The organism is Pantoea sp. AG1095, from assembly GCF_003208415.1.
In the GTDB taxonomy this organism is placed as follows: Bacteria; Pseudomonadota; Gammaproteobacteria; order Enterobacterales; family Enterobacteriaceae; genus Pantoea; species Pantoea leporis.
In genome coordinates, this window is record NZ_QKMJ01000009.1 from 24,164 (window position 1) to 36,525 (window position 12,362).

A 12,362-nucleotide genomic window follows, 5' to 3' on the forward strand; every position below is an offset into this window, starting at 1 on the left:
TCACAGCACGTTTTCACCGTGAAGCTGCCGATACTCCTTCGGCGTATTGGCGTAACTCTTTTTAAACACCGAATAGAAATATTGCAGCGACGGGTAGCCACACATTTGTGAGATCTCATTGATGCTCAGCGAAGAACACGCCAGCAGCTCGCGCGCTTTCTCCAGTTTTTCGCGGTGAATCATGGCGTGAATAGTGTCGCCGGTTTCATCACGGAAGCGTTTTTCCAGATTCGATCGTGAGATGCCGATGGCATCCAGCACCTGTTCAACTTTAATGCCTTTGCAGGCGTTGAAGCGGATGTAATGCATCGCCTGAATCACCGCAGGATCGTGCAAGGAGCGGAAATCGGTGGAGCGGCGCGCAATCACTTTTACCGGTGGCACCAGAATTCGTTGCAGTTGCAGAGGCTGATTATCCAGCAGGCGATGCAGCAGTTTTGCCGCCTGATAACCCATCTGGCGTGAACCCTGCGCCACGGACGAGAGCGCCACGCGCGACAGATAACGCGTCAGCTCCTCGTTATCAATCCCGATCACCGTGAGCTTTTCCGGCACCGGAATTTTGAGGTATTCACAGGCCTGCAGCAGATGGCGCGCACGGGCATCGGTGACGGCAATAATACCGGTTTGCTGCGGCAAGGTTTGCAGCCAGTCAGCCAGGCGGTTCTGAGCGTGCTGCCAGTTTTCCGGCGCTGTTTCCATGCCCTGATAAACCACGCCCTGATAACGCTCGCGCGCCACCAGCTGGCGAAACGCATGTTCACGCTCTTGCGCCCAGCGTTTGCCGCTGGCTGCGGGCAAGCCATAGAAAGCAAAGCGGTTCACGCCTTTTTCTTTCAAATGCAAAAAGGCGCTCTCGACCAGCGCGGCGTTGTCGGTGGCGATGTAATGCACCGGCGGATAGTCCTGCGGCTGATGGTACGATCCGCCAACGCCAACAATCGGCACCGACACGTTCGCCAGCAGTTTTTCAATCGAGGGATCGTCGTAATCGGCGATAACCCCGTCGCCCAGCCATTCACGGATATTGTCGATGCGGCAACGAAAATCCTCTTCAATGAAAATGTCCCAATCCGTTTGTGATGCCTGTAAATACTCACCGACGCCCTCAACCACCTGGCGGTCATAGACCTTATTGGCGTTGAACAGCAACGTAATGCGAAAGCGTTTCTCATGCATCGTGGCGCACTCTCCTAAATCGACAGCACCTTGCATAGCATGGCACGACGGACAGCAGAAAGAATTTGCGCCACATTGTGATCCCCCACGCGATTACACCCGGCGGCGCGTCGCGGTATCCATCCACACTGCCAGCAGCAGGATGGCGCCCTTGACGATGTACTGCCAAAAGGTCGGGACATCCATCATGCTCATGCCGTTATCCAGCGACGCCATGATAAATGCGCCGATGACCGCGCCCGCCACCGAGCCAACGCCGCCCGCCAGGCTGGTGCCGCCAATCACACAGGCGGCGATAGCATCCAGCTCGGCAATGTTGCCTGCCGAAGGCGAACCCGCGCCAAGGCGTGAGCTTAGGATCAGGCCAGCAATCGCCACCATCACGCCATTGATGGCGAAAACCGCCAGCTTGGTGCGGGCCACATTAATGCCGGAAAGGCGCGCGGCATCCAGGTTGCCACCGATGGCATAAATCCGGCGACCAAAGGCCGTGCGCGTCGCCATAAACATGCCGCCGAGCAACAGCAGCGCCAGCAGCAAGACCGGCGTTGGTACGCCGCGATAGTCGTTGAGCAGCCAAATCGCGCCCAGTACCAGAACGGCGGTGACGACCTGCCGCACCAGCGCACCGCTGACGGAGGTTTGCGCCAGACCAAGCTGTTGGCGACGCAGGCGCAAGCGCCATTGCCAGAGGATAAACAGCGCGAGGCCAGCAAAGCCGAAGCCAAACCCGATCCCGCCAGGCAGATAGCTTTGCCCAATCTGCGACATTGCCGGGCTGGTGGGCGCTACCGTGGTGCCATCGGTGATGCCGACCAGAATGCCGCGAAACGCCAGCATTCCCGCCAGCGTGACAATAAACGACGGAACTTTGCGATAGGCCACCCACCAGCCGTTGCAGGTGCCGAGCAGCAAACCCATCACCAAAGTCACGACGATGGTGAGCGGCAGCGGCCAACCGAGCCAGACGTCAAAGATAGCTGCAGCACCGCCGAGCAACCCCATCATCGAACCCACCGAGAGATCGATCTCCGCAGAGATAATGACGAACACCATGCCGACCGCAAGAATGCCGGTGATGGCGGTCTGGCGCAGCAGGTTAGAAACATTACGTGCGCTGAGCCAGGCACCGTCGGTGGTCCAGGTGAAGAACAGGGCGATTAGCACAATCGCCCCCAGCATCACCAGCACCTGCAGATTTGGCAGCGAGAATTTACCTGGCGCACCTTTACCCGGCGTAGTGAGGCCGAGTTGCGTACTTTCGGTCTTAAACATAGTGTTCACTCCGCAGGGCGGCTTCCATCACCTGCTCCTGAGTCAGGTTATCGTTAATCAGATCGGCTTTGATTTTGCCTTCATGCATCACCAAAACCCGATCGCTCAGGCCCAGCACTTCGGGCAGCTCAGACGAAATGACAATCACGGCAATCCCTTGCTGCACTAACGAATTGATCAGCAGATAGATTTCCTGGCGCGCGCCCACATCAATGCCGCGCGTCGGCTCATCAAGAATTAAGATTTTTGGATTGAGCAGCAGGCATTTAGCGAGGATCGCTTTCTGTTGATTGCCGCCGCTCAGGCGACCAATCGGCAGTTCCGCCGACGAGGTTTTCACCCGCAGGCGCGCAATGGCCTGATTAATTGCCTGTTGTTCCTGCGCGTCATCCAGCAGCGAAAGCCGGGGGCTAAATTGGTCCAGCGCGGCCAGCGTAATGTTTTTGCCCACGCCCATTAGCGGCACGATGCCATCCTTTTTGCGATCTTCCGGCACCATCGCGATGCCGTGCGCGATGGCGGCGCGGCAGTCCTTGATACGGACTTTCTTGCCGTTGATATGAATATCGCCCTGCCAGCGTCCCGGCCAAACCCCAAACAGACACTGCACGGTTTCGGTTCGCCCGGCACCAACCAGTCCGGCAATGCCAAGAATTTCGCCGCGCTTCAGGCTAAAAGAGACGTTATCCACCCGGCGGATATGGCGGTTGATGGGATGCCACGCCGTGAGGTTCTCTACCTGCAACAGGGTTTCGCCAATCTCGTGTGGGCTATGCGGATAGAGCGCCGTCAGCTCGCGCCCGACCATCATGGTGATGATGTCATCCTCACTCAGCCCGGCGGCCGCGCGGGTCGCGATATGCTGACCGTCGCGGATCACGCAGACGGTGTCCGAAATCGCTTTTACCTCGTTGAGTTTGTGCGAAATGTAGATGCAGGCGATGCCATGTTCTCGCAGGTTTTTGATGATGCTAAGCAGCACCTCCGTTTCCTGTTCGGTGAGCGAAGAGGTCGGTTCGTCGAGGATCAGCAGGCGCACCTGTTTATTCAAGGCGCGTGCAATCTCCACCAGCTGTTGCTGGCCTAATCCCAGTTCGCCGACGCGCGTATCCGGCGATACCTGCAGCTTGACCCGCTCCAGCAGCTGCTGGCAACGCAACGTCATGGTTTCGTCATCCACCATGCCGAAACGTCCCAGCTCTGCGCCGAGGAAAATGTTCTCCATCACCGTCAGCTGCCGCACCAGCGCCAGCTCTTGATGGATGATCACGATCCCTTTGCGTTCGGTATCACGAATGGTCTGCGCCTGAATCTCGTCGCCCGCAAAATGGATACTGCCTTCAAAGTCACCGTGCGGATACAGCCCGCACAGGATCTTCATCAGGGTCGATTTCCCCGAGCCGTTTTCGCCGCACAGCGACATCACTTCACCGGCTTTCAGCTGCAGGCTCACGTCATCCAGGGCTTTCACCGCGCCGAAACGCTTGGTGATATGGTTCATTTCCAGCAACATCGGCCTCTCTCCTTTACGGGCTCGCGCCTCAGAGTTCGCTCTGCTTGTGGAAGCCGTCTTTGACTACCGTGCTTTCAATGTTGTCTTTGTTCACCGGAATAGGGTTCAGCAGGCGCGATGGCACATCTTTCAAGCCATTATTCAGCTTGCTGTTGCTGGCGGGTTGTTTGTCGTCACCGAGTTCCACCGCGATTTTGGCTGCTTCAGTCGCCAGTTCGGTGATGGGTTTGTAAACCGTCATGGTTTGCGTGCCGTTCATAATGCGTTTGATGGCGGCGAGATCGGCATCCTGGCCGGAGATCGCGACTTTGCCGGAAAGTCCCTGCGCGCTTAATGCCTGAATCGCACCGCCTGCGGTGGCATCATTCGAGGCTACAACGGCATCAATGTGGTTGCTGTTTGCCGTTAAGGCGTTCTCCATTATTTTCAGCGCATTTTCCGGCAGCCACGCATCAACCCACTGATCGCCGACCACTTTAATGCTGCCATTATCAATATAAGGTTTTAACACTTTCATCTGACCGGCACGGAACAGGCGCGCGTTATTATCCACCGGCGAGCCACCCATCAGGAAGTAATTACCTTTTGGTACTTGCTTCACAATACTTTCGGCCTGTAATTCGCCCACTTTCTCATTATCGAATGAGATATAAAAATCAATATCGGCGTTATTTATCATGCGGTCATACGCCAGCACTTTAATGCCTTCACGTTTCGCTTCCGCCACCACGTTACTTAAAACCTGGCCGTTATAAGGAATGATGACCAATACATCGACGCCGCGATTAATCATATTTTCAATTTGCGACATCTGCGTTTCTTCGTTGCCGTTGGCCGATTGCACAAACACTTTGGCGCCCAGTGATTCGGCTTGTTTAACAAAGATATCGCGATCTTTTTGCCAGCGTTCCAGACGTAAATCATCAATAGCCATACCGATTTTGACTTCTTTAGCGCTACCCGCGTGACTAAACAGGGCCAGAGCCGCGCAGGCGGCCAACAGTGATTTTTTCATGTTCATGGTATTAATCCTGTAGGTTGAGGCTGTTGTCGTTGTAAGGCTGATAACCAGGCCGATGAATTGTTGCCCTGAGTTTCAGATGACATCAATTACTGATTTTTATCCGGCTATTACGTTTTTTGGTTTATTTGTGATTTTATGAGCGCGATCGATATTTCAACGTTTTCAGAAAAAACGACGTGAGAGAGGCTGAATGAAAATAACGACATTATTTTGCGAGCTGGCGCACAAATAATAATTATCTTACGTTGAGTGTTAAATATCGTAATTGAGCAGCAGTAAATTACATCATCACAATAACCGCTCAAAGCTGACCATTCGGGTCCTCATGCTAAGGAGCTAACTATGCACGCCTATTTCGACCAGCTTGATCGCGTTCGTTATGAAGGGAGTAATACCCGCAATCCTCTGGCGTTTCGTCATTACAACCCGGACGAGGTGATTCTCGGTAAAACCATGGCGGAGCATCTGCGCTTTGCAGCCTGTTACTGGCATACCTTCTGCTGGAACGGCGCGGATATGTTTGGCGTTGGCGCGTTTGATCGTCCGTGGCAGAAGCCGGGTGATGCGCTTGAGCTGGCGAAGCAAAAGGCCGATGTCGCCTTTGAGTTCTTCCATAAACTGAATGTGCCTTATTACTGCTTCCACGATGTGGATGTCTCACCGGAAGGCGATTCGCTGAAAAGCTATCGTGAAAACTTCGCGGTGATGACCGATAAATTACTGGAAAAACAGCAGGAAACCGGCGTGAAACTGCTATGGGGAACCGCCAACTGCTTTACCCATCCGCGTTACGGTGCGGGTGCGGCGACCAATCCGGATCCGGAAATTTTTGCCTGGGCCGCCAGCCAGGTGTGCAGCGCCATGCAGGCCACGCAAACTCTGGGCGGCGAGAACTATGTGCTGTGGGGCGGGCGTGAAGGGTATGAAACCCTGCTGAATACCGACCTGCGTCAGGAGCGCGAGCAGATTGGCCGCTTTATGCAGATGGTGGTGGAGCACAAACATAAGATCGGTTTCCACGGCATGTTGCTGATTGAACCCAAGCCACAGGAGCCGACGAAACATCAGTATGACTATGATGTCGCGACAGTTTATGGCTTCCTGAAGCAGTTCGGGCTGGAGAAAGAGATCAAAGTGAATGTGGAAGCCAACCACGCGACGCTGGCGGGGCACTCTTTCCATCATGAGATCGCAACGGCCATTGCGCTGGGCATTTTTGGCTCGGTGGATGCTAACCGTGGCGATATGCAGTGTGGCTGGGATACCGACCAGTTCCCGGTCAGCGTGGAAGAGAATGCGCTGGTGCTGTACGAAATCATCAAAGCGGGCGGATTCACCACCGGCGGCTTAAACTTTGATGCCAAAGTCCGCCGCCAGAGCACTGATAAATACGATCTGTTCTACGGCCATATTGGCGCAATGGATACCATGGCGCTGGCGTTAAAAGTCGCGGCCCGCATGGTGTCGGATGGCGAGCTGGATAAGCGTGTGGCGCAGCGCTACAGCGGCTGGAACGGCGAGTTCGGACAGCAGATCCTGAAGGGAGAGTTTTCCCTTGCCGCGCTGGCGGAACAGGCGCAGCAACAGCAATTTAATCCACAGCATCGTAGTGGACGCCAGGAACAGCTGGAGAATCTGGTGAATCACTACTTGTTTGATTTTTAACTTTTCAGGAGCGCAGCATGGTTATCGGCATCGATTTAGGCACCTCCGGCGTGAAAGTGGCATTGCTGGATGCGCACGGCAAAGTGATTGCAGTGGAGAGTGCGCCGCTGGAGGTGTCGCGGCCACAGCCGTTATGGAGCGAGCAAGATGCCGAAAGCTGGTGGCGGGCGACCGATCGTGCCATGCAGGCGCTGGCCCAGCAGCACGATCTCAGCGGCGTGAAGGCGATTGGCCTGAGCGGGCAGATGCACGGTGCCACCTTGCTGGATAGCGAGAGTCGGGTGCTGCGTCCGGCGATTTTATGGAATGACGGGCGTAGCGGCGAGCAGTGTCAGGAACTGGAGAAGCGCGTGCCGGATTCGCGTCGCATCACCGGCAACCTGATGATGCCTGGCTTTACCGCGCCTAAGCTGCTGTGGGTAAAACAGCATGAGCCGCAAATTTTTGCTCAGGTAGCTAAAGTGCTGCTGCCAAAGGATTATCTGCGCTTGCGCATGAGCGGTGAGTTCGCCAGCGACATGTCGGACGCGGCGGGAACGATGTGGCTGGATGTGGCGCAGCGCGACTGGAGCGATGAGATGCTCAACGCCTGCGATTTGCAACGCAGCCAGATGCCGCAACTGTTTGAAGGCAATCAGATCACCGGCACCTTGTTGCCAGATGTCGCCGCGCGCTGGGGCATGCCAAGCGTGCCGCTGGTGGCGGGCGGTGGCGATAACGCGGCGGGCGCGGTGGGTGTCGGCATGGTTGAGCCGGGACAAGGCATGCTGTCGCTCGGTACGTCGGGCGTCTATTTCCTGGTGAGCGACGGTTATCTCAGCAATCCACAGCGTGCGGTGCACAGCTTTTGCCACGCGCTGCCGCAGCGCTGGCATCTGATGTCGGTGATTCTGAGCGCGGCTTCCTGCCTTGATTGGGCGGCGGCGCTGACCGGCTGCGCCGATGTGCCGCAACTGCTAAGTGAGGCGGAAAAAGCGCGCAGCGATGTGCCGCCAGTGTGGTTCCTGCCCTATCTTTCTGGCGAGCGCACGCCGCATAACAATCCGCAGGCGCAGGGCGCATTCTTTGGTTTAACGCATCAGCATGGCCGGCCAGAACTGGCGCGCGCGGTGCTGGAGGGCGTGGGCTTCGCGCTGGCCGAAGGCATGGATGCGGTGCATGAGTGTGGCGTGCAGCCGAAAACCGTGATGCTGATTGGCGGCGGCGCACGAAGTGCGTACTGGCGTCAGATGCTGGCGGATATCAGCGGGCAAACGCTGGATTATTGTCATGGCGGCGAAGTCGGTCCGGCGCTGGGTGCGGCGCGGCTGGCGCAGCTGGCGGTTGATCCGGCGAGCGAATGGCCGTCGCTGGAACTGGCGCAGCGGCATCAACCGGATGCGGCGCGGCATCAGGCGTATCGGCCACAGCGCGAGGTGTTTGCGCACTTGTATCAGCAGTTGCAGCCGTTGATGTCTTGATGTGGGAGAGTGATGGCTGGATTTGGCAGGGTGTTGGAGTTTTTATCGGGTATGATTGGGGTTTTGTGTTAAATGTAGTGGCCTGATTTGCCCTCACCCCAACCCTCTCCCGTAAACGGGAGAGGGAGTTATTAGCTCGATCGGTTCCCTCTCCCGCTTGCGGGAGAGGGCTAGGGTGAGGGGGGAAAAACACACCAAACCCAACCGGAGCTCACCATGCCGCAGTCCGTCTTCTTTCTCGTGCTTCCCGGCGTGATGGCGCTGGATCTCACTGGCCCCGCTGAAACCCTGCAGCTGGCCGACGGCCACTTCGCGCTGCACTACATCGGCCCGCAGCCGAGCGTGCTGTGCTCCACCGGCATGACCCTCGCCGACATCGCGCCCTTGCCCGCGCAGCTGCCGGATGACAGCCTGCTGGTGGTGCCTGGCGTACACGATTCGCGCGTCTGTTTCGACACCGCACCGGCCGCGATAGCGCGTGACTGGCTGCGCCAGCAGCAGACAGCGATTACCGATCAGCGCATCACGCTGGTGTGCATCTGTTCCGGCGCACTGCTCTCAGCGCAGGCGGGATTGCTGGATGGCATCCAATGCACCACGCATCATGATGTGTTACCGCGTCTGAAAGCGGCAGCGCCAGCGGCGTTGGTAAAAGATAACCGGGTTTTCGTCGAAGATGGCGGCATCTGGACCAGCGCGGGCATTACTGCGGGTATTGATCTGGCGCTGCATCTCATCAATCGGCTGTGCGGCGCGCCGCAGGCATTGAAAGTGGCGCGCGAAATGGTGGTGTGGTTCCGCCGTTCCGGCGACGATCCGCAACTGTCGCCGTGGCTGCGCTATCGCAATCACATGCATCCGGCGATTCATCGCGCGCAGGATGTGATGATTGCCCATCCCGAACATGATTGGTCGCTTACCGCGCTGGCCGAACGGGCGCACGTCAGCGAGCGTCATCTGACGCGCCTGTTCCGCCAGCATCTGGGCATCAGCGTGCGCGAATACCACGAACAGCTGCGCTTAGTGATTGCGCGGCAACGCCAGCAGCAGGGCGAAGCGGCGGAGAAAGCGGCGCTGGCCGCCGGATTCTCCTCGGCCCGCCAGCTGCGCCGCGCGCACCAGCGCTGGGACGATCAGCTCACCAGATGACGCTTATCCACGCGTTGTAATCCCATCGCCAGCAGCAGGCTGCCGATCAGCGACGCGCCCATCACCCACGGCAAATCGAGCCACGGGCGCGACATGTCGTCGTAGTGATGAGTACGCAAAAAGTGGATAAACAGCGCGTGAAAACCATAGATCGGCAGGGAATAGCGTGAGATGGTGGCGAGCCCCGGCAGCGCGCGCTGATTCAGGGTGTTTTTGAACAGAATCAACAGGCTGATGGCGGCAATAAACACCAGCGGCCCGCAGTAGAGATACCAGGTATCGTTGAACGCGCCGTTGATTTTCAGCATCTGTTTGGTGCCGAGCGCAATGCCAATCACGCAGGCCACAAAGCCTAATCCCGCCAGCCAGCTGATGCTGCGCTTGTCGGTCTCCATGCAGCCAATCGCACGCCCGAGCAGCGCATACAGCAGGTAGTAAATGCTGTCGCCGCTGACATACAGATTCACCGGCAGCCAGTGGAACGGTCCCAGCGATTGGCTCACGGTATTCGGATTCGCCAGCACCGCCAGCACGATCACCAGTATCGCGACATAGCGCGGTGCCACGCTTTTCACCTGAATCAGCGGGGATAACAGGTAGATGCCGATAATGGCGAAGAAGAACCACAGGTGATAGAACACCGGTCTTTGCAGCAGTTTGAGCAGCGATCGACCTTCGCTGATCGGCGTCAGCCAGGTGATATAGGCCAGCGCCACCGCGCTGTAGAACAGCAGGCACAGCACGATGCGCAGCAGATGCCGCCCTTGTGCGCTGCGTTCGCCGAAAAACAGATAGCCTGAAATCATAAAGAACAGCGGCACACAGACGCGTGACGCTGAGTTAAGCAGGTTCGCCACGTCCCAGCTCAGGCCTGTTACCGCCATCGGCCCGGTGATGTACCAGGTTGTGGTGTGAATGACGATCACCATCAGGCAGGCAACCGCACGTAAGTTGTCGATCCAGTAAATTTTTTGCTGCATGGCACCCTCTTGCATTGGCTGCGAAGAAGGGTAGCCAGTGAGCAGCGCGCCAACAACCTTTAGCGTTGTAATTCAGATCACTCTGTTATTCGACACTCGACACCAGAATCAATTCGCGCGCACTGCGTAGCGGCGCGATTTATCGCGCAATAAATTGCGCCGCTACAATGTGTGCTTCGTTGTTAGGCGGTGACAGCCGTTAATCACGCACCAAAAACGTCTCGATCACCGCTTCGTCGGGTTCAACGCCGAGGCCTGGCTCGCTCGGCAGCCACGCGTAACCGTCGGCGATGCGCACCGGATTCTTCGCCAGCGAGCGGCTGATTTCGCCCGGCTCGACGCAATACTCCATCACCAGCGCATTCTCAATCGCGCAGAGGAAATGCAGCGAGGCGGCGGTATTAATGTCGGTGGTGAAGTTGTGGTTGCACACTTTGCGTCCACGGCTGTGTGCGTAGCTGGCGATCTCCATTGCCTGCGTAAAGCCGGTGCGCGTCAGGTCGATCTGCACGATATCGATGCCGCCTTCATCTATCAGGCGCTGGAAACCCGTTACCGAGCACTCTTGCTCACCGGCGGCGATATGCTGCTGGCAGGCGGCGGAAACCTGGCCGTAACCGGCGTAGTTATCGGGATGCAGCGGCTCTTCAATCCAGAACAGATTGAGGTGTTCATAGCGCTGGCTGCGGCGGATGGTGGTTTTGGCATCCCACACGTGGCCGACGTCCAGCATCAGATCCACATCGTCGCCCATCGCTTTACGCAGGGCGTCAAGATAGCGCAGATCCAGCGCTTCGTCAGTGCCAAACGGCTCCCAGCCAAACTTCACGCCGCTATGGCCGGTATCCATCGCATGCTGCGCGCGCGCGACCGTCTCTTCCACGCTGAACTGGAACATGTTGGAGGAGTAGACGCGCATTTTGTCGCGCATGGCGCCGCCCAGCAGTTCAACAATCGGCTTGCCGAGTGCTTTACCTTTGATGTCCCACAAGGCGATGTCGATGCCGGCCATCGCCTGTAGTACCGCGCCGCTGCGGCCGTAATAGAGGGTGGCTTTGTGCATCTTCTTCCATAAACGGCCGGTTTCCAGCGGGTTTTCGCCGATTAACAGCGACTTCAGGCCGGTGACCATGGTGTGCGAATAGGGCGCTTCAATGATGGCTTTGGTGACATACGGGCTGCCATCCACTTCGCCCCAGCCGGTGATGCCGGCATCGGTGGTGATTTTGATCAGTAGCGCATCCTGAGAGCTGTCGGTGCGCTGCTCAATCACTGGCAGGCGCAGGTAAAACGCCTCAACGTTAATGATTTTCATGGTGTTTTCCCTGGTGTAAAGGCAAGGCGAAATTAGCCGAGAGCGGAACGGTGCTGTCGGCGCTGTGTTATCAGGGTTTCGTAATCCACGTCCAGCGCCTGAATGCGGATGTGGTTCTCAACCTCGTCGGTCATTTTGGCGATGTCGCCATCGGCAAAGACATTAATCAGCCGCTGATGCTCCTCAATGATGTCGCTCATCGATTTGCCCATGGTGGATAGGCCGAAAATCACCGTCAGCTGACGGGCAATCGACTCCCACAAATTGCTCAGCACCGGGTTGTGCGCGAAGCTGCACAGCGTGCGGTGGAAATCGGTATCGGCGGAAGCAAAACCGTAAACGTTATCGCTTTGCATCATCGCCTGCATCTGCGCCACGCCCTGATAGAGCTGATTAAGCTGCTCAGCGCTGTTGCGTCCGGCCTCAATCGCGCGGCGACAGGCCAGCGTCTCCAGCGGGATGCGCACATCGATAATCTGCTCCAGCCGCTGATGCGAAATCTCCATCAGGCGGATACCTTTATACGGCTCGCTGGTGACAATGCCCTGGCTCTCCAGAATGCGCAGCGCTTCGCGGATCGGCACGCGGCTCATACCGAGTTTCGCCACCAGCTCGGGTTCTGCGATGCGGTCGCCGGGCAGGATCAGGCCGCGCGAGGCGGCGCTGAGAATGGCATCCACGGCGTGATCGACCAGCGTGCGCGGACGCGCGCTATTCCAGCTGTTATCGGTGGCCGCGTCCTGCGCCAGCGGGGCGCTGTTTTTACGACGAGCGGTAGAGGGTTTTCCTGCCATGTTGTTTA

At 57.4% G+C, this 12,362-nt stretch carries 10 protein-coding genes; 3 read left to right on the forward strand and 7 right to left on the reverse strand.

Going from position 1 to position 12,362, the window contains the following annotated elements; genetic code table 11:
- The 4 genes from xylR to xylF form a co-directional block, all read right to left on the reverse strand.
- Entirely contained in the window at positions 1–1,179 is a 1,179-nt protein-coding gene (gene xylR / locus DEU53_RS17170) for a D-xylose utilization transcriptional activator XylR (RefSeq protein WP_061719296.1), read from the reverse strand.
- 93 nt (positions 1,180–1,272) lie between these two features.
- Positions 1,273–2,454 (reverse strand): xylose ABC transporter permease XylH, encoded by a 1,182-nt coding sequence (gene xylH, locus DEU53_RS17175; RefSeq protein WP_110867854.1) that lies wholly within the window; start codon positions 2,452–2,454, stop codon positions 1,273–1,275.
- Positions 2,447–3,967, reverse strand: a complete 1,521-nt coding sequence (locus DEU53_RS17180; protein ID WP_110867855.1) for a xylose ABC transporter ATP-binding protein — start codon at positions 3,965–3,967, stop codon at positions 2,447–2,449. The genes xylH and DEU53_RS17180 overlap by 8 nt, the downstream gene beginning before the upstream one ends.
- Before the next feature lie 28 nt (positions 3,968–3,995).
- Positions 3,996–4,988, reverse strand: a complete 993-nt coding sequence (gene xylF, locus DEU53_RS17185; protein WP_101763858.1) for a D-xylose ABC transporter substrate-binding protein — start codon at positions 4,986–4,988, stop codon at positions 3,996–3,998.
- Between the two features lie 345 nt (positions 4,989–5,333).
- On the opposite strand from xylF, the gene xylA reads away from it, so the two are divergent.
- The 3 genes from xylA (at position 5,334) to DEU53_RS17205 (ending at position 9,265) form a co-directional block, all read left to right on the forward strand.
- A complete protein-coding gene (gene xylA, locus DEU53_RS17195; protein ID WP_110867857.1) occupies positions 5,334–6,656 on the forward strand; it encodes a xylose isomerase in 1,323 nt (440 codons plus the stop codon).
- Between the two features lie 17 nt (positions 6,657–6,673).
- Complete coding sequence (gene xylB / locus DEU53_RS17200) at positions 6,674–8,116, forward strand: xylulokinase (protein WP_110867858.1); 1,443 nt, start codon at positions 6,674–6,676, stop codon at positions 8,114–8,116.
- A gap of 216 nt (positions 8,117–8,332) precedes the next feature.
- Positions 8,333–9,265, forward strand: a complete 933-nt coding sequence (locus DEU53_RS17205; RefSeq protein ID WP_110867859.1) for a GlxA family transcriptional regulator — start codon at positions 8,333–8,335, stop codon at positions 9,263–9,265.
- Here DEU53_RS17205 and DEU53_RS17210 read toward each other — a convergent pair.
- The 3 genes from DEU53_RS17210 to DEU53_RS17220 all read right to left on the reverse strand — a co-directional run bounded on the left by DEU53_RS17210 (position 9,250) and on the right by DEU53_RS17220 (position 12,354).
- Complete coding sequence (locus DEU53_RS17210) at positions 9,250–10,245, reverse strand: acyltransferase (protein ID WP_110867860.1); 996 nt, start codon at positions 10,243–10,245, stop codon at positions 9,250–9,252. The genes DEU53_RS17205 and DEU53_RS17210 overlap by 16 nt on opposite strands.
- Positions 10,246–10,444: 199 nt before the next feature.
- Positions 10,445–11,560: a mandelate racemase/muconate lactonizing enzyme family protein gene (locus DEU53_RS17215; RefSeq protein WP_101763852.1), complete on the reverse strand. Its 1,116-nt coding sequence runs from the start codon at positions 11,558–11,560 to the stop codon at positions 10,445–10,447.
- 32 nt (positions 11,561–11,592) lie between these two features.
- The gene (locus tag DEU53_RS17220) at positions 11,593–12,354 is read right to left on the reverse strand and encodes a GntR family transcriptional regulator (protein ID WP_101763851.1); all 762 of its coding nucleotides are present in this window, start codon (positions 12,352–12,354) and stop codon (positions 11,593–11,595) included.
- Positions 12,355–12,362: the final 8 nt, after the last annotated feature.